The organism is Caulobacter sp. GW821-FHT11E10 (assembly GCF_058808375.1).
In genome coordinates this window covers 21,345-38,534 of record NZ_JBXARP010000006.1, presented here as the reverse complement: position 1 = coordinate 38,534, position 17,190 = coordinate 21,345, and the positions used below count along the sequence as shown (strand labels likewise).

The window sequence follows — 17,190 nt, the reverse complement described above, 5'->3', positions numbered from 1 at the left end:
TGGCCGGCTGAACAGATTTAGGCCTCGTCGTCCCACGGCGCGGCGCCGTCGTCCGAGGAGGCTTCGACCGCCACCTTGTCTTTTGAAGCCTTGGGCGCGGCCTTCTTCGCCGCCGGCTTCTTGGCGGCGGGCTTCTTCGCGGCCGCCTTCTTGGCCGGAGTGTCGCCTTCCGCCTTGGCCGTAGCTTTCTTCGGCGCGGCGGCCTTCTTCGCCGGTTTCTTGCCGCCGCCCTTGGCGGCGCGCTCGGCGATCAGGGCCACGGCTTCGTCCATGGTGATGGACGCCGGATCCTTGCCCTTCGGCACGTTGGCGTTGGTGTCGCCGTGCTTGATGTAGGGACCAAAACGGCCCGACAGCACCCGTACCGGCTTGCCGTCCTCGGGGTGATTGCCGAGTTCGGCCAGGGCCGCCGCGGTCCCCCGCTGCGGACGCCCGCCGCCGGCCCGCTTGTCGGCCAGGATCGCGACGGCGCGGTTCAGGCCCACGTCGAACACCTCGTCGGCGTTCTCCAGATTGGCGTAGGTCCCGTCGTGCAGCACGAACGGCCCGAAGCGTCCAAGGCCCGCCGTGATGACCTTGCCGTCGTCCGGGTGCTTGCCTACTTCGCGGGGCAGGGACAGCAGGCGCAGGGCCTTTTCCAGGTCCATGGCCGAGGCGATCCAGCCCTTGGGCAGGGACGATCGCTTGGGCTTGTCGCCGCTGTCGGCGGCCGCCAGCTCCTCGACATAGGGGCCAAAGCGCCCGTTCTTCAGCCACACGGCCAGACCAGTCGCCGGATTGAGACCCAGCTCCTTGTCGGCGCTTTCGGCGTCGCCGTCGCCCTCCGACACGCCCAGCTGGCGGGTGTAGCGGCACTCCGGATAGTTCGAGCAGCCGATGAAGGCGCCGAACTTGCCGGTCTTGAGGGACAGCTGGCCGCTGTTGCAGGTCGGGCAGAGGCGCGGGTTGGAGCCATCGCCCTTGTCCGGGAAGATGTGCGGGCCGAGGGCCTCGTTCAGGGCGTCCAGAACATTGGTCGTGCGCAGCTCGGCGATCTCGCCGACGGCCGCGTGGAAGTCCTTCCAGAAGTCGCGGAGGAACTGCTTCCAGTCCAGCTTGCCGTCGGAGACCAGATCCAGCTGCTCTTCCAGGGCGGCGGTGAAGTCGTATTCGACGTAGCGCTTGAAGAACTGCTCCAGGAACGCCGTGACCAGGCGACCTTTATCCTCGGGGACGAAGCGCTGCTTCTCCATCTTCACGTATTCGCGGTCGCGCAGCACGGTCAGGACCGAGGCGTAGGTCGACGGACGGCCGATCCCCAGCTCTTCCATCTTCTTGACCAGGCTGGCTTCCGAATAGCGCGGGGGCGGTTCGGTGAAGTGCTGGTCGGCGCGAGCCTCGATGACCTTGGCGCTGGCGCCTTCCTCGATCACCGGCAGACGGGCGCTGTCCTCGTCGCCCTCGTCGTCGCGGCCTTCCTCATAGACGGCCAGATAGCCGGGGAAGAGCACGACCTGACCCGTGGCGCGCATGCCGGTCTGGCCGTCGGCGCTCTCCAGGTCGACCGTGGTGCGCTCGATGCGGGCGCTCTCCATCTGCGAAGCGATCATCCGCTTCCAGATCAGCTCGTACAGGCGGCCAAGATCCGACTCCAGGCGCAGCGAGCCGGGGTTGCGGCCCAGGCTGGTCGGGCGGATGGCTTCGTGGGCCTCCTGGGCGTTCTTGGCCTTGGCCTTGTAGTAGCGCGGGGTCTCGGGGACGTAGGGCGCGCCGTAGACGCTGCCGATGACGCTACGCGCCTCGGCTATGCCTTCCGGCTCGACCGACACGCCGTCGGTCCGCATGTAGGTGATCAGGCCGACGGTCTCGCCGCCGATGTCGATGCCTTCGTACAGCTTCTGGGCGGCCTGCATGGTGCGCTGGGCGGAAAAGCCCAGCTTGCGCGAGGCTTCCTGCTGCAGGGTCGAGGTGGTGAAGGGCGGGGCGGGCGAGCGCTTGCCGGGCTTCTTCTCGACGGCGGCGACCTTGAACACGGCGGCGCCGACCGCGGCCTTGGCGGCCAGGGCAGAGGTCTCGTTGCCGAGGTCGAACTTGGTGAGCTTCTTGCCCTCGTGCTTGACCAGGCGAGCCAGGAACGGATCGGCGCCGGCCGAGACGTCGGCGTCGACGGTCCAGTACTCCTGGGTCTTGAAGCGCTCGATCTCCATCTCGCGCTCGACGATCAGCCGCAGGCAGACCGACTGCACGCGACCGGCCGAGCGGCTGCCGGGCAGCTTGCGCCACAGCACCGGCGAGAGGGTGAAGCCCACGAGATAGTCCAGGGCGCGGCGGGCCAGATAGGCCTCGACCAGCTCCATGTCGACGTCGCGCGGATTGGCCATCGCCTCGAGCACCGAGCTCTTGGTGATGGCGTTGAAGGTGACGCGCTGGATGGTCTTGTCCTTGAGCGCCTTCTTCTTGTTCAGCACTTCCAGCACGTGCCAGCTGATCGCTTCCCCTTCGCGATCCGGGTCGGTGGCCAGAATCAGGCGGTCGGCCTTCTTCAGGGCGTCGACGATGTCGCTGACGCGCTTGGAGGCCTTGGCGTCGACTTCCCAGGTCATGGCGAAGTCGTTGTCCGGCTCGACCGAGCCGTCCTTCGACGGCAGGTCGCGGATATGGCCGTAGGAAGCGAGAACCGTGTAGTCGGACCCGAGGTACTTATTGATGGTCTTGGCCTTGGCCGGGCTCTCGACGACGACGACGTTCATTCGGACTCTTGTTCAGGAAAGCGGATCGCCCGGAAGGCGAGCGCCGGGAAAGTGGGGGCTTGTATAGGGGTCTGTCAACGTGACGCCCCACAAACAGTCTCGCTTGGGGGCTGGTAGTCGGTTGTTAAGACGATCGCGTGATAGTGCGAAGGCTAGTTTTGTGACCGCAGTGACTCACGATGGACATGACCGTCAATCGGATCGCCACCGAGGCCTATGTCTCGCCGATCCAACCGATCAAGGCCGTGACCTCCAATGCCGAACGCGCGCAGATCGCCGATCGGCTGAAGGAAGCCGTGCGCGCGGCTCCGGCGGCCGGGACCGGCCTGCTGGTCGACCTTTCGGTCTGATCCAAACTCCAAACTTCACTAATCGCCACGTTCCTGACGCGGGGACGTGATTTGCAAAGCGCTTGGGCCGGCGCTTCGGCCCGTGGCATGGCGGACTGATGTCGCACTGGAGACGACGCGGCGCGAAGGGCGCGGCCCTAGCCGTGAGCATCGGCGCGCACGTCGCCGCCGTGGCGGTCCTGTTCGCGACCCATGTGACGCCGTCACCGCCCGAGCCACCGCATGTGATGGTTTCGCTGGTCGATCCGCCGCCGCCTCCGCCGCCTCCGCCACCCCCTCCGCCGCCGCCCGCGCCGCACGAGGCGCCCAAGTCGCCGGTGAAGGCGCCGGCCAAACCGCCTTCGCCCGAGGAGCCCAAGGCGGCGCCCAAGGCCGCGCCGCGCGCTCCCTTGCGGGTTTCGAAGCTTCCGCCGCCCAAGGACATGACGCCGCTCCCGGCCAGCCGGAACCCAGGACCCAGCCCCGTGCTCGGCCTGGGCGAGTCCGAACTGATGGGCGCGGCGACCGCCGGCTCGGGTTCAGGCGGCGGTGGCGGCGGAGCCGGCTGCGACATGGTTCGGCTGCTGCAGGAAGGCCTGCGCAAAAACCCTCGCGCTCGCGCCTCGCTGATGCGGGCTCATAGCGCCACGGTCGGCGCGGGCCGCGCGCCCCTGGTCTGGAGCGGCGATTGGGCCCGGGTCAGCGGCGAGGAGGGCGACGGCCTGGCCGGCCTGCGCGAGATGATCATGATGGAAGTCGCCTTCGCGCCCGCTGCCTGCCGCGCCGAACCTATGCGAGGCCTGGTGCTGATCTCCCTGAACGACGGTCCCCGCTCCGCCCGCTTCGCCCTGGGTGGCGGCCATTGGCGATGGTCGGACCTGCTGTTCGCCAAGGGCGCGCGGCGGGGCGGCTAGAGCGTGGCAGCCAGCCCGCCGTCCAGCAGCTCCGCTCGGCCGGCGAGGCTGAGCTCCACCAGCGCCGCCATCACCGCCGAGGCCGGGGCGGCCGCGGCGCGGACCAGGTCGTTGCGCGAGACGGGGGTGGGCGAGAGCAGTGCGGCGACGCGCTCGCGCAGAGCGTCGTGGTCGATGTCGGTGTCGGGCAGGGGCTCGTAGCCCCGATCGCGTTCGCGCAGGTGGACCTGGCCCGACAGCGAACGCAGCACGTCCTCGGCGCCCTCGCACAGGATCGCGCCCTGGCGGATCAGGTCGTTCGTGCCTTTCGAACGCGGGTCCAGCGGCGAGCCGGGCACGGCGAAGACGTCGCGACCCTGCTCGGCGGCCAGGCGGGCGGTGATCAGCGAGCCGGACTTTAGCTCGGCCTCGACCACGACCACGCCCAGGGACAGGCCGGAGATGATGCGGTTGCGGCGCGGGAAGTCCTTGGCCTGGGCCCGGCGATCCGGCGCGCTCTCGGAGACCACGCAGCCCTCGGCGGCCAGACGGGCGTGCAACTTGTCGTGCTCGGGCGGATAGACGTCGCCGACCCCGCCGCCCAGGACGGCCACGGCGCCGGTGGCCAGGGAGCCTTCATGCGCCGCGCCGTCGATGCCGCGCGCCATGCCCGAAACCACGACATAACCGGCGGTCCCGAGCTCCGTGGCCAGCAGGCGGGCGAAGCGCTGGCCGGCGGCCGAGGCGATGCGCGCCCCGACGATGGCCAGGCTGGGCTCGGAGAGCAGTTCGGCCCGGCCCAAGGCCCACAGCACGGGCGGTGGCGGGTCCAGGGCCGCGAGGCGAGGCGGAAAGTCGGGCTCGCAACCGCACAGCAGGCGCGCGCCCAGCTTGGCGCCAGCTTCCAGTTCCTGCTCGATCGCCTCGCGCGGCGGCAGGGACAGGGGCACGGCGCGGCCGCCACGTCTCGAGAGGTCGGGAAGCGCGGAGAGCGCCCGCTCCGGCGTGCCGTAGCGGGTGAGCAGGTGGTCAAAGGCGACGGGGCCGACCGTCTCGGTGCGCGCCAGGCGTAGCCAGGCGAAGCGCTGGATGTCCGAGAGGCGGCCTGGCGTCACGGCGCGTCGACAACGGGAGGGGTTTCCTCCGCGCTCTTTTTCTTGCCGATGCGGGGCTCCTGGCCCTTCAGCAGTCGGGCGATGTTCTCGCGGTGGCGGATGAAGATCAGCACGGCCATGAACAGGCACAGGCCCAGGATGGGATAGGGCTGATCGGTGGCCAGGGCGAAGGGCGCGGCGAGGACGGCGGCGGTCAGGGCCGCCAGCGAGCTGATGCGGAACACGGCGGCCATGGCCAGCCAGGTGGCGCCGGCCAGCAGGCCCACGGGCCAGCAGGCGCTGAGCAGCACGCCGTAGAAGGTAGCCACGCCCTTGCCGCCCTTGAATTTCAGCCAGACGGGAAACAGGTGGCCCAGGAACGCCGCGCCGCCGGCCAGGGCGATCACCGCCGGATTGCCGTGGGTGAGGAAGCGGGCCAGCAGCACCGCGACCACGCCCTTGCCGGCGTCGCCCAGCAGAGTGATCAGGGCCAGGTCCTTGCGGCCCGAGCGCAGCACATTGGTCGCGCCGATATTGCCCGAGCCGATCTGCCGGATGTCGCCGGCCCCGCCCAGCCGCGTGGCGATCAGCCCGAACGGGATCGACCCGAGCAGGTAGCCGCCGACGATGGTGATGGCGAGCGTCAGATAGGTGGCGGCGGCGAGATCTTGCACGTTTCGACCCTAAGGCGAGTTGCGCGCGAATTCAACCGCTGCGCAAGCGAGAGTTGTGGATCTTACGTGTAGTGCAGACTCAGGAGCTGGGCAAAAGGTCGGGGCTGGGGCGTCTTCCGACCCTGGCCAGCAATGCTGGGAGCAGGGCGGCAATCGCGCCTTCGGCAATGGCCGTAAGATCGGGGAACCCGCCCAGCAGGCCCATGGTCAGCAGGAGGAGCGTGGCGCCGGCCAGTGTGCAGGCGGCGATGAAGCGCGCACCGTCCACGCGGCCTTCAAGCTTCAAGGCGAGAAGGCCCGTGAGCGAGAAGGGCAGGATCAGGATGGCCCAGGCGATAGCCAGGCTCAGTGGGTTGAGGAAGAAGAAGGCGGTCATCACGGTGATCGTCATATCGCCCTGAACCAGCGCCCCCTTGATCAACGCCTCGGCGACGGCGAGCGCCAGCACGAGCGGGGGTCCCAGCAGAGCGAAAATCCAGAAGACAAAGCCGCGAGACTGGCGGGCCTCGACCATGAACGCCTCCGCAATTGAGCGCGACCTTCGCCACGGCCACGGGTGCAATCATAAGTCGAGATTGTCGATGGGGGCTACCCCTCCGCCCGGTGCACTACCCGTCCGTCGACCACGGTCATCAGCACCTGGCCCTGTAGCCTACGTCCGTCGAACGGCGAGTTCTTCGACTTCGACAGCAGCCGAGCAGCGTCGATGATGATCGGGGCGTCGATGTCGCAGAGCACCAGGTCGGCCGGCGCGCCGGGGGCGATGCGGCCGCCGCGCAGGCCAAGCAATTCGGCCGGAGCCAGGGTGACGGCGCGGATCAGGTCCACCAGGGCGATGCGCTCGTCGTGATACAGCGACAGCAGGGCCGGCAGCAGAGTTTCCAGCCCGACGGCGCCGGGAGCGGCCTCGTCGTACGGCAGGCGCTTGTCCTCGGCGGGAGCCGGGTTGTGGGCCGAAACAACGACGTCGATCAGGCCGCTGGCCAGCGCCTCGATCAAGGCCTGGCGATCGTCCTCGCCGCGCAGGGGCGGGTTCAGCTTCGCGAAGGTGCGGTAGTCGCCGATGTCGAGCTCGTTGAAGGACAGGTGGTTGATCGACACCGAGGCGCTGATCCGCAGACCCTTGCCCTTGGCCCGCGCCAGGGTTTCCAACGCTTGGGCCGAGGTGATCTGGTCGACCAGCAGCTTGCCGCCGGTGGCTTCCAGCAGGGCGACGTCGCGCTCGAGCATGATCCGCTCGGCCATCGGCGAGATCGAGGGCAGGCCCATGCGGCCGGCGAACTCGCCGCCGGTCGCCGCGCCGCCCTTCGCCAGCCACGGGTCCATCGGACGGTGGGCCAGCAGGGCGTCGAAGCCCTTCGCGTAGGTCAGGACCCGCTGCATGACCTTGCTGTCGACGATCGGCTTGCCGGCGTCGGTGACGTAGACGCAACCGGCTTCGCGCATCAGGCCGATCTCGGCCATCTGCTCGCCCGCCAGGCCCTTGGTCGCCGCGCCGGCCACGAGGATGCGGGCGCTGTCGATGTCACGGGCCCGGCGCAGGATGAAGTCGACGACGCTGGGATCGTCGATGGCCGGGTTGGTGTCGGGCTGGACGACCATCGAGGTGACGCCGCCGGCCGCCGCCGCCTTGGCGGCGCTGGCCAAGGTTTCCTTGGTCTCCGCGCCCGGCTCGCCGGTTCGGACGCGCAGGTCGATCAGGCCGGGCGCTAGCAGCGCCCCACCACAATCCACAACCCGCACGGCCTTCGACAGCTTGCCGAACTCGCGGCCCTTGGCGACGTCCGAGATGACGCCCTCGGAGACGATCACGCCGCCGGGGCCGTCATAGCCGCTTTCCGGATCGACCAGGCGGGCGTTGACGAGGGCGAGGGGCTGGGCGGCGGTCATTGCTTGGCCTCGATGCGAGCCGCGAGGCTGGTCAGCACCGCCATTCGGGCGGCGACGCCCATCTCGACCTGATCCTGGATCAGGCTGACGGCCGGATCGTCGGCCACGTCGGAATCGATCTCGACACCTCGGTTCATCGGGCCCGGGTGCATGACCTTGGCGCCGGGCGCGGCGCGGGAAAGCTTTTCGCGATCAAGGCCGTAGAAGCGGAAGTACTCGCGGGTCGAAGGCACGAAGGCGCCCTGCATCCGCTCCAGCTGCAGGCGCAGCATCATGACGACGTCCGCGCCGGCCAGGCCCGACTTCATGTCGTGATGGACAGTGACGCCCCAACGCTCGGCCTGGGCCGGCATCAGGGTGGGCGGACCGACCAGGCGCACGCTGGCGCCCAGGGTGTGCAGCAGGGCGACGTTCGAGCGCGCCACGCGGCTGTGCAGCACGTCACCGCAGATCGCCACGGTCAGGCCCGAGACCCGACCGAAGGCGCGGCGGATCGACAGGGCGTCCAGAAGGGCCTGGGTCGGGTGCTCGTGCTGGCCGTCGCCGGCGTTGACCACGTGTCCGCTGACCTTCTGGCTGAGCAGGCTGGCGGCGCCCGACGAGGCGTGGCGCACCACCAGCAGGTCGGGCCGCATGGCGTTCAGGGTGACTGCGGTGTCGATCAGGGTCTCGCCCTTGGCCACCGACGAGGTCTTGGGGTTCATGTTGATGACGTCGGCGCCCAGCCGCTTGCCGGCCAGCTCGAACGAGCTCTGGGTGCGGGTGCTGTTCTCGAAGAACAGGTTCATCAGCGTCCGGCCGTGCAGGATGTCCAGGCTCTTGGACGGCTGGCGGTTGAAGGCGACGAAGGCGTCGGCCAGGTCCAGCAGATCCGTCGCCTGGGGGGCGTTCAGGTCGCCAGCTGACAAAAAGTGGCGTTTTGGGAAGGCAAAGACGCGGGCGCGGATCGCATCGATGGCCGCGCGGGCAGGATCATGGGCTGAAGCCGTCATGAGCCCGCGTCTTAGGCGGCTTTGGCGGGGAAGGGAAGCGCGGGGCGGACTATTCGGCGCGCGCACCGTAGCGGCGCCCTAGGAACCGTCCTCCGAACGGCTGGTTTTGATAGCGTCTGGAAGGAGACCACCATGCCCGACCATGCCAAGCCGACCCGCGACGAGGTCATCGCCCTCGAAAAATCCTACTGGGACGCCATGAAGGCCAAGGACGGCGGCAAGACGGCCAAGCTGTCGGGCCGGACCAGCCTGGTCACGGGCGCCCGAGGGGTCATGAGCATCTCCAAGGACAAGATGGGCGCGATGACCGAGGAAGGCGATTGGGAGCTGGAATCGTACAGCTTCGACGATGTCGAGGTGTCCACCCCCGCGCCGGACGTGGCGATCATCGCCTACACAGTGCGCCAGACGGTCAAGATGAAGGGCAAGTCGCAGGAAATGCGCGCCGCCGACAGCTCGACCTGGATCCGTGGCGAAGACGGCTGGGCCTGCCACGCCCACAGCGAGACCTTCCTGCAGGACGCGGCCTAGCCTTCTCCGCGAAGGGTCCTGATCCGCTCCAGCGCGCCTTGCAGGATCCAGCCGGCCGCCATCTTGTCGACGACCTCGGCCCGGCGCTTACGGTTCACGTCGTGCTCTTCGATCAGCACGCGCGTCACGGCGGCCGTCGACAGGCGCTCGTCCCAGAAGGTGATCGGCAGCTCAGGCTTGATGCGCAGGAGGTTGCGCGCCAAGGCCCGGTTTGACTGGCATCGCACGCCCTCCGTCCCGTCCATGTTCATCGGCAGGCCGACGACGATGCCGATCGCCCCACGGCTATCCATCAACTTGAACAGCGCTTCGGCGTCCTGGGTGAACTTGGTCTTCTCGATCAAGGCCAGGGGGCTGGCGACGGTGCGGGTGACGTCCGAGACGGCCACGCCGAGGGTCTTCTCGCCGGGGTCCAGGCCCACGATCGGAGCGTACTGGGGGAGGGCGGCGGCGAAGGCTTCGATGTCGAGAACGGGCATGTCTCTCCATAACAGGAGCCGGCGCGCTTGAAACCTCGCGTCTGGCCGGGTAACCGACGCACTCGAATTTCAGGAGATCCCCATGGCCATTGACGCCGCCACCGTGCGGAAGGTCGCCCGGCTCGCCCGCATCGCCGAGCCCGAAGAGCGCCTGGAAGGGCTGGCTCAGGAACTGAACGGCATCATGACGTGGATCGAGCAGCTGGCCGAGGTCGACACCGACGGCGTCGAGCCGCTGACCAGCGTCGTGGCCGCCGGCCTGCCGCTGCGCGAGGACGCCGTGACCATGGGCGGCGATCCGGCCCGCGTGACCAGCAACGCGCCCAAGTCGATCAACAACTTCTTCGTCGTGCCGAAGGTCGTCGAATAATGAGCACGCTGACGAAGCTGACCCTGAAGGCCGCCGTCGACGGCCTGGCCGCCCGCGAGTTCACCTCGGTCGAACTCACCCAGGCCCACGTCGAGGCCATCGAGGCCGCGCGCGGCCTGAACGCCTACATCCTGGAGACCCCGGAAAAGGCGCTCGACATGGCCGCCAAGTCCGATGCCCGCCGGGCGCTGGGCGAAGCCGGCCCGCTGGAAGGCGCTCCCCTGGGCGTCAAGGACCTGTTCTGCACCGAAGGCGTGCGGACCACGGCCTGCTCGAAGATCCTCGAGACCTTCATCCCGACCTACGAGTCGACCGTGACCAGCCAGCTGTGGCGCGACGGCGCGGTGATGCTGGGCAAGCTGAACCTCGACCAATTCGCCATGGGCTCGTCGAACGAGACCTCGTACTTCGGTCCGGTGACCAACCCTTGGCGCTCGACCGCCAGCAACAAGGCCCTGACCCCGGGCGGCTCGTCCGGCGGTTCGGCCGCCGCCGTCGCCGCCGACCTGTGCCTGGGCGCCACGGCCACCGACACCGGCGGCTCCATCCGTCAGCCGGCCGCCTTCACCGGCACCGTCGGCATCAAGCCGACCTACGGCCGCTGCTCGCGCTGGGGCGTCGTGGCCTTCGCCAGTTCGCTGGATCAGGCCGGCCCGATCGCCAAGACCGTCGAGGACGCGGCCCTGCTGCTGACCTCGATGGCCGGTCACGACCCCAAGGACTCGACCAGCCTCGACATCGCCGTTCCGGACTTCACCCAGTTCGTCGGCAAGTCGGTGAAGGGCCTGCGCATCGGCATTCCCAAGGAATACCGCGTCGACAACATGCCGGCCGAGATCGAGAAGCTGTGGGCCGATGGCATCGCCTGGCTGAAGGACGCGGGCTGCGAGATCGTCGACATCAGCCTGCCGCACACCAAGTACGCCTTGCCGGCCTACTACATCGTGGCTCCGGCCGAGGCGTCCTCGAACCTGGCCCGCTATGACGGCATGCGCTACGGCCTGCGCGAGGACGGCGCCAACCTGACCGACATCTATGAGAAGACCCGCGCGTCGGGCTTCGGCGACGAGGTCAAGCGCCGCATCCTGATCGGCACCTATGTGCTGAGCGCCGGCTATTACGACGCCTACTATCTGAAGGCCCTGAAAGTGCGTCGCCGCATCGCCGAAGACTTCGACAACGCCTGGGAAAAGTGCGACGCGATCCTCACCCCGACCGCGCCCTCGGCGGCGTTCGGTCTGGGCGAGAACAGCAACGACCCGATCGCCATGTACCTGAATGACGTCTTCACGGTGACGACCAACCTGGCGGGCCTTCCGGGCCTGTCGCTTCCCGCCGGCCTGGACGCCAACGGTCTGCCGCTGGGCCTGCAGATCATCGGCAAGCCCCTCGACGAGGCGACGGTGTTCTCGGTCGCCGGCGCGGTCGAGAAGGCCGCGAACTTCTCGGCGAAGGCCGAAAAGTGGTGGTGAGACCAAGGCTCCTGGCGAAAGCCGAGACTTGGCGATGACGTGAAAAGGGCGGCTCCTGGCGGAGCCGCCCTTCTTCTTGGGTTCTCTCTGAGAGGCGAGAGTCGATTACATCGGCGCGCTAGGGTCAGGCTGCGGCGTCGGCTGCGGGGCGGCCGGCGGCGGGATGACCAGCGGGGCGGGCTCCGGCACGGCCGGGGCGCTCACCGCCGGCGGCGGGGCGGGAACCGTGGCGCTGACATTCGACGAGGCGCTCGAGACGTCCGGCGCGCTCTCGCGGACCGGAGCAACGCGACGGGCGGTGGCCCGGGCCGGAGCGGCGGCGCGCGGCGCGGTCGAACGGGCGACCGGAGCCGGCTCGTTGGCGGCGATTTCGGTCGGGGCCGGGATCGGGGCGGGCGTGGCGGCGATGTTCGATGGCGCCGGCGTGGTGGCCGGAGCCGGGGTGTCGGCGACGGCGGTCTGCAGAGATTGCGGATCGGTCGGCGCTTCGGCGCGATTGGCGCTCATGGCCCAGAGCAGGCCGCCGGCGGCGATGGCGACCACCGGCAGGCCGACCATCAGCGGCAGATTGCCCGACGCCTTCTTCTTCGGCGTGCGAGCATAGACCGGCTGGGTCGGAAACAGAGCTGAAGCATTCGGATCGGTCGTGGTGACCGGTTCCGGGGCGTCGAAATTGAGAGTCGGACGAGCGGTGGGCATTTCTACCTCCGTGAGTGAGCTGTTCGGGGAATCGAACGGCGCGATAACTCAGCGGTTCCCTTGCCCCGCAATGGTGCGTGTTTTGACGAATTGTCGCCTTATTTCGGGAAATCAAAAGCGAACGGTTCCGCTTGCTTGAAAAAGACTTCAGGCTCCGGCCAGCGCGGGTTCGCCGTCAAAGCGCAAACATGCTCGTGACAGGCATCCGAAAGCTTTTCCGGCCCGGCCCCCTTGATGTAGAGAGACGGCCATGACGCAAGATTCCAAAGTGATCCAAGGCCGCACCGGCCCCTGGGAAATCGTTCTGGGCCTCGAGGTCCACGCCCAGGTCGCCAGCAAGTCGAAGCTGTTCTCGGGCGCCGCCGTCGGTTTCGGCGCGGGGCCGAACGAGCAGGTCAGCCTCGTGGACGCGGCCATGCCGGGCATGCTGCCGGTCCTGAACAAGTTCTGCGTCGAGCAGGCCGTGAAGACGGGCCTGGGCCTGAAGGCCCAGATCAACCTGAAGAGCCGCTTCGATCGGAAGAACTACTTCTATCCGGATCTGCCGCAGGGCTATCAGATCAGCCAGTTCGACCAGCCGATCGTCGGCGAGGGCGTCGTGGTCGTCGAGCGCGACGACGGCACGACCTTCGAAGTCCGCATCGAGCGCCTGCACCTGGAACAGGACGCCGGCAAGTCGCTGCACGACCAGGATCCGAACGCGACCTATGTCGACCTGAACCGCGCGGGCACGGCCCTGATGGAGATCGTCTCCAAACCCGACATGCGCACCTCGGAAGAGGCCGCCGCCTACGTCAAGAAGCTGCGGACGATCCTGGTCTATCTGGGCACCTGCGACGGCGACATGGAGAAGGGCAACCTGCGCGCCGACGTCAACGTCTCGGTGTGCCGCCCCGGCGACTACGAGAAGTTCCGCGAGACCGGCAGCTTCAGCCACCTGGGCACGCGCTGCGAGATCAAGAACGTCAACTCCTACCGCTACATCCAGCAGGCCATCGAGTACGAAGCGCGCCGCCAGATCGAGATCCTGGAAGATGGTGGCAAGATCGACCAGGAAACGCGCCTGTTCGACCCGACCAAGCTCGAGACCCGCTCGATGCGATCGAAGGAAGAGGCGCACGACTATCGTTACTTCCCCGATCCGGACCTGCTGCCGCTGATCCTGGATCCGGCTTGGGTCAAGGACCTGGAAGCGACCCTGCCGGAGCTGCCGGACGCCAAGAAGGCGCGCCTGCAGAGTCAGTATGGCCTGTCGGCCTATGACGCCGGCGTGCTGATCATCGAGAGCGATCGCGCCGATTACTTCGAAGCCGCCGCCAAAGGCCGCGACGCCAAGCTGGTGTCGAACTGGGTGACCAACGAACTGCTGTCGAAGCTGTCGGCGAACGGCCACGAGATCGCCGCCTCGCCGCTGCCGTCATCGGACATCGCCCAACTGGTCGAGCTGATCGAGAACGGCACCATCTCGTCCAAGATCGCCAAGGAGGTCTTCGAGCACATGTGGGCCGGTGAGGGGCGTCCTTCCGAGATCGTCGAGAAGCGCGGCCTGGTGCAGATCAACGACACGGGCGCCATCGAGAAGGCCATCGACGACCTGATCGCCGGCAACCCCGACAAGGCCGAGGCCGTGAAGGACAAGCCGCAGGCCCTGGGCTGGTTCGTCGGCCAGGTCATGAAGGCCACCGGCGGCAAGGCCAATCCGGGCACGGTCAACGAGTTGCTGCGCAAGAAGCTCGGCGTCGCCGAATAGCGCGATAGGCCACGCCGAAACGACGAGGGCCCGCGGCGGAAGCCGCGGGCCCTTCTTCGTTGATGCGAACTTTTCTTATTGCGGCTGGGCGGGAGCGGTGGGCTCCTCGGCCGTCTTCTTGTGCTTTTTGGCCTTCTTGGCGGCCTTGTCGTCGGTCGGAGCCGGCTTGGCTTCTTCTGTCGCCGGAGCCGTGGCCGAACTCGGCGTGCCGGCGCTGGTCGCGCTATCGGCCGGCGGGGTGGTTTCGGGCGAAGCCTGGGTCGCCGGATCGGTGCTGGTGGCCGGCGGCAGGGTGGTCGACGGGGTCGTCGTCTGGGCCGGATCCGTGGGCGGGGGCGTCGTCGTCGTCTGCTGAGCCAGGGCCGAGCCGGCATAGGCCGCGGCGGCCAGGGCCAGGGCGGCGGTGGTGATGCGCAGGGTCGTCATTGCGTGGGGACCATGTTGCTGCAGCGTCGGAGAGTGACGCGGCGCGAACGCTGGCTTGGCAATGCGGTCGAAATGACTTCGCAATCGGGCGCTTACGCCTCACACGCGGCGAGGTTGCGGCGGATATGGCCGCAAAACGGCGCCCCAGGCAAAGCCCAGGACGCCGTCTTCGAACGCCGGAGAGCGTTCAGGTCTAGTGGTTGGCGATAACGTCGAAGATCAGGCCGGTCGCGATGGCGGCCAGGATGTAGTCATTGCCGCTACGGTACCAATAGTAGCCACGCGGCGGCTGGCGCAGCTGGTAGCGGTGGTAGTCGCGCACCACATAGTAGTCGCCGCGATAGTAGCTGGGCAGATAGGCGCCACGACGCCAGGCGTTGTAGCCGGGGCGGTAGCCAGGGTTGCCGTAGTAGGCGGCCGGGGGCGGGCCGTAGGACCAGCGATTGTTGTAATAGTAGCCGTTGTGGCGGCCACGGTCCCAATCACCGCGACGGTTATTGTCCCAACCGCCTCGATCGTGGTCACGGCCGCGGTTCCAGTCGCCGCGATCGCGGTCGCGACCCCGGTCGTCGCGATGATCCCAACGACCCCGATCCTGGGCCGCGGCGTCGGTCGCCGTCATGGCCATCGGGCCGGCCACGGAGGCCACGGCGGCGATGGTGAGCAGCAGACGTTTCATGTCGTCTTCTCCTACTGGTCGGGCGGCTGTCGAAGCGCCGCCTAGAAACTTCCCTCGACCTTGAAACGCACGATGGTCGCTTTCGGCTGAACCCAGGCTGAATGGCGCTGTCAGGCATTTCGCATCGATCCCGCAGCGTCACCCTTGGCGCGACAGGGCGCCGCGACCATGTTCTGGAACAAGCACGATTACGGGAGGGAAGGCCGATGAGCCGTCCGATCGAACTGCACTACTGGCCGACGCCGAATGGCTGGAAGATCTCCATCGCCCTGGAGGAGATGGGACTGCCCTACGAGATGATCCCCGTGAACATCGGTAAGGGCGAGCAGTTCAAGCCGGAATTCCTGGCGATCAGCCCCAACAATCGCATGCCGGCCATCGTCGATCCCGAAGGTCCCGATGGCGGGCCGATCTCGATCTTCGAGTCCGGAGCCATCCTGCAGTATCTCGGACGCAAGACCGGGCAATTCTACGGCGAGACCGAACGTGATCGCGTCGACATCGACCAGTGGGTGATGTGGCAGATGGGCGGCCTCGGGCCCATGGCGGGCCAGACGCACCATTTTCGCCAGTATGCGCCCGCCCTCATCGCCGATCAGCGCCAGATCGCGTACGGCGCCATTCGCTACACGAACGAGACCCATCGCCTCTATGGCGTGCTCGAAAAGCGCCTCGAAGGGCGTGATTTCATCTGCGGCCAATTGTCCATCGCCGACTTCATGAGCTGGCCGTGGGTTGTTCCGTGGAAAAACCAGGGCATCATTCTCGAAGAATTCCCCAATCTGAAAGCATGGTTTGAGCGCGTCGGCGCCCGCGAGGCCGTCCAGAAGGGTTTCAAATTGGGCGCGGAATTGCGGTCCGGAGGGCTGCAAGCGTCTGGAAAAGCTGCGGAAGAGGCTCGCAGAGTCCTTTTTGGCCAGCGAGCGCGTTAACACGCTGTATACTGGCGTTTACGCGCAGTAATGACCTTGAAGAACTAGTATACAGGGTGCGACATTCATGATGTTCGCGCGCTTAACTATATGTTCAGTGGCGGTGGACTTTTCTTCTCTCAGGCTCTGATCCGGCAGAACGTCGGGGCGAGCACTGAGAGAGGAGATGAGCCATGATGTTGATGAACGAACCGCCGGCCGTCGTCGCCACGCTGCCGCTGCCTTCCGCCGCCTCGACCGGGGACGAACTGTTCCGGATGGGCCTGCTGTATTCGACCGGCCAGGGCGGCGCCCCGCTGGACTACGTCTCGGCCCACATGCTGTTCAATCTTGCCGCGATGCGCGGTTCGGTCGAAGCCAAGGTCTATCGCAAGGAGCTGTCGCAAGAGATGGCCAGCGATGAAGTCGCCGAAGCCCAGCGTCAGGCTCGCGAATGGCTCGCCCACGGCTGAACCCGGTCTCCCGGGTTCACGCTACCGTTTTGAGGCGCCGTCCTAGCGGATGTTGCCGCCCACCGCGTAGCTGAAGCTGACCGGCAGCAGGTCCCTGAAATACTGCTGCATGAAGAGCCCGGCCTCCGACACGCCGCTCCGCGGCACGTAGACCACGTCGAAGCGGCGCAGGGGCACGAGATCCGCGTTGCCCGGGCTGGTGAGCCCCTGCAGCAGATTGGCCGTGCGCATCATGGCCCGCCCGTCGACCCCGCGACGAATGACCACAACCTGATTGCGCTTGGCGCCATTGGTGAAGCCGCCGGCCTGGATGATGGCCCGCAGGGCGTCACCGTCACCGGCCATGTCGAAGACGCCCGGATTCTTGACCTCGCCGCCGACGAACACCTTGAGCGGCGTCGTCGACTTCACCGAAACCTGAACCTGCGGCCGCAGCAGCGTGCCGGTATAGGCCTGGCCGATCGCGCCTTGCAGTTCTTCGACCGTTCGGTCCGCCGCCATGACGGGGCTGACCAGGGGCAGGCTGATCCGGCCATCCGGCTGCACGACGGCCGCCTTGCTCAGCTCGGGCGCCGACGGCACGGTCACCTCGACCTCGTCGCCTGGATAGAAGCGGTAGGACGGTTCTTCCTCCGACCAGTCGGCGTAACCGATATTAGAGAAATTCGCCGTAGGCTTGGGGCCAGGCGTGACCGGTTCCGCGTCGATATGGCCGCAGGCGGAAATCCCGCCGGCCATCAGGACCACGGCCAAGGCCGTCATGAAATGCGTGCGGCTCTGCATGCGACAAGTCTTAACA

19 protein-coding genes are annotated in these 17,190 nt (G+C 67.5%); 8 read left to right on the top strand and 11 right to left on the bottom strand.

What is annotated here, in order from left to right; all coding sequences use genetic code 11:
* Positions 1–17 precede the first annotated feature (17 nt).
* Positions 18–2,729 carry a type I DNA topoisomerase gene (gene topA, locus AC1RRV_RS13290; RefSeq protein ID WP_492860138.1) on the bottom strand — a complete coding sequence of 904 codons (2,712 nt, stop codon included), beginning with the start codon at positions 2,727–2,729 and terminating at the stop codon, positions 18–20.
* Positions 2,730–2,908: 179 nt separating this feature from the next.
* Between topA and AC1RRV_RS13285 the strand changes: the two genes are divergently transcribed.
* Both AC1RRV_RS13285 and AC1RRV_RS13280 read left to right on the top strand, forming a co-directional pair.
* The gene (locus AC1RRV_RS13285; RefSeq protein ID WP_492860137.1) at positions 2,909–3,079 is read left to right on the top strand and encodes a hypothetical protein; all 171 of its coding nucleotides are present in this window, start codon (positions 2,909–2,911) and stop codon (positions 3,077–3,079) included.
* 98 nt (positions 3,080–3,177) lie between these two features.
* Entirely contained in the window at positions 3,178–3,972 is a 795-nt protein-coding gene (locus AC1RRV_RS13280; protein ID WP_492860136.1) for a hypothetical protein, read from the top strand.
* Here the strand turns inward: AC1RRV_RS13280 and dprA are convergent.
* The 5 genes from dprA to AC1RRV_RS13255 all read right to left on the bottom strand — a co-directional run bounded on the left by dprA (position 3,969) and on the right by AC1RRV_RS13255 (position 8,601).
* Positions 3,969–5,066 carry a DNA-processing protein DprA gene (dprA, locus tag AC1RRV_RS13275; protein WP_492860134.1) on the bottom strand — a complete coding sequence of 366 codons (1,098 nt, stop codon included), beginning with the start codon at positions 5,064–5,066 and terminating at the stop codon, positions 3,969–3,971. The genes AC1RRV_RS13280 and dprA overlap by 4 nt on opposite strands.
* A complete protein-coding gene (plsY, locus tag AC1RRV_RS13270) occupies positions 5,063–5,719 on the bottom strand; it encodes a glycerol-3-phosphate 1-O-acyltransferase PlsY (protein WP_492860133.1) in 657 nt (218 codons plus the stop codon). Before plsY ends, dprA begins: the two co-directional genes overlap by 4 nt.
* Positions 5,720–5,798: 79 nt before the next feature.
* A complete protein-coding gene (locus AC1RRV_RS13265; RefSeq protein ID WP_492860132.1) occupies positions 5,799–6,233 on the bottom strand; it encodes a hypothetical protein in 435 nt (144 codons plus the stop codon).
* 74 nt (positions 6,234–6,307) lie between these two features.
* Positions 6,308–7,609 (bottom strand): dihydroorotase, encoded by a 1,302-nt coding sequence (gene pyrC, locus AC1RRV_RS13260; RefSeq protein WP_492860131.1) that lies wholly within the window; start codon positions 7,607–7,609, stop codon positions 6,308–6,310.
* Complete coding sequence (locus AC1RRV_RS13255) at positions 7,606–8,601, bottom strand: aspartate carbamoyltransferase catalytic subunit (protein WP_492860130.1); 996 nt, start codon at positions 8,599–8,601, stop codon at positions 7,606–7,608. The genes pyrC and AC1RRV_RS13255 overlap by 4 nt, the downstream gene beginning before the upstream one ends.
* A 132-nt stretch (positions 8,602–8,733) precedes the next feature.
* Here AC1RRV_RS13255 and AC1RRV_RS13250 point away from each other — a divergent pair, with 132 nt between their 5' ends.
* Positions 8,734–9,132, top strand: coding sequence for a nuclear transport factor 2 family protein (locus tag AC1RRV_RS13250; protein ID WP_492860129.1), 399 nt, complete (start codon positions 8,734–8,736; stop codon positions 9,130–9,132).
* Here the strand turns inward: AC1RRV_RS13250 and ruvX are convergent.
* Positions 9,129–9,611 carry a Holliday junction resolvase RuvX gene (gene ruvX, locus AC1RRV_RS13245; RefSeq protein ID WP_492860128.1) on the bottom strand — a complete coding sequence of 161 codons (483 nt, stop codon included), beginning with the start codon at positions 9,609–9,611 and terminating at the stop codon, positions 9,129–9,131. The two genes, AC1RRV_RS13250 and ruvX, sit on opposite strands and share 4 nt — an antisense overlap.
* 82 nt (positions 9,612–9,693) lie before the next feature.
* Between ruvX and gatC the strand changes: the two genes are divergently transcribed.
* Positions 9,694–9,981 (top strand): Asp-tRNA(Asn)/Glu-tRNA(Gln) amidotransferase subunit GatC, encoded by a 288-nt coding sequence (gene gatC / locus AC1RRV_RS13240; RefSeq protein ID WP_492860127.1) that lies wholly within the window; start codon positions 9,694–9,696, stop codon positions 9,979–9,981.
* Entirely contained in the window at positions 9,981–11,453 is a 1,473-nt protein-coding gene (gatA, locus tag AC1RRV_RS13235) for an Asp-tRNA(Asn)/Glu-tRNA(Gln) amidotransferase subunit GatA (protein WP_492860126.1), read from the top strand. Before gatC ends, gatA begins: the two co-directional genes overlap by 1 nt.
* Positions 11,454–11,558: 105 nt before the next feature.
* Here gatA and AC1RRV_RS13230 read toward each other — a convergent pair whose 3' ends face one another.
* Positions 11,559–12,152, bottom strand: a complete 594-nt coding sequence (locus AC1RRV_RS13230; protein ID WP_492860125.1) for a hypothetical protein — start codon at positions 12,150–12,152, stop codon at positions 11,559–11,561.
* A gap of 250 nt (positions 12,153–12,402) precedes the next feature.
* Here AC1RRV_RS13230 and gatB point away from each other — a divergent pair, with 250 nt between their 5' ends.
* Positions 12,403–13,902 carry an Asp-tRNA(Asn)/Glu-tRNA(Gln) amidotransferase subunit GatB gene (gatB, locus tag AC1RRV_RS13225; RefSeq protein ID WP_492860124.1) on the top strand — a complete coding sequence of 500 codons (1,500 nt, stop codon included), beginning with the start codon at positions 12,403–12,405 and terminating at the stop codon, positions 13,900–13,902.
* A gap of 75 nt (positions 13,903–13,977) precedes the next feature.
* Here gatB and AC1RRV_RS13220 read toward each other — a convergent pair whose 3' ends face one another.
* Together AC1RRV_RS13220 and AC1RRV_RS13215 are read right to left on the bottom strand one after the other, a co-directional pair.
* Complete coding sequence (locus tag AC1RRV_RS13220) at positions 13,978–14,328, bottom strand: proteophosphoglycan 5 (RefSeq protein WP_492860123.1); 351 nt, start codon at positions 14,326–14,328, stop codon at positions 13,978–13,980.
* Positions 14,329–14,521: 193 nt separating this feature from the next.
* A complete protein-coding gene (locus AC1RRV_RS13215) occupies positions 14,522–15,007 on the bottom strand; it encodes an RcnB family protein (RefSeq protein ID WP_492860122.1) in 486 nt (161 codons plus the stop codon).
* 206 nt (positions 15,008–15,213) lie between these two features.
* On the opposite strand from AC1RRV_RS13215, the gene AC1RRV_RS13210 reads away from it, so the two are divergent.
* On the top strand, positions 15,214–15,939 hold the full coding sequence (locus tag AC1RRV_RS13210; RefSeq protein WP_492860121.1) for a glutathione S-transferase N-terminal domain-containing protein: 726 nt from the start codon (positions 15,214–15,216) through the stop codon (positions 15,937–15,939).
* 173 nt (positions 15,940–16,112) lie between these two features.
* Positions 16,113–16,391 (top strand): sel1 repeat family protein, encoded by a 279-nt coding sequence (locus tag AC1RRV_RS13205; protein ID WP_492860120.1) that lies wholly within the window; start codon positions 16,113–16,115, stop codon positions 16,389–16,391.
* A gap of 42 nt (positions 16,392–16,433) precedes the next feature.
* On the opposite strand, the gene AC1RRV_RS13200 is transcribed toward AC1RRV_RS13205, so the two are convergent.
* Positions 16,434–17,174 (bottom strand): polysaccharide biosynthesis/export family protein, encoded by a 741-nt coding sequence (locus AC1RRV_RS13200; RefSeq protein WP_492860119.1) that lies wholly within the window; start codon positions 17,172–17,174, stop codon positions 16,434–16,436.
* Positions 17,175–17,190 lie beyond the last annotated feature (16 nt).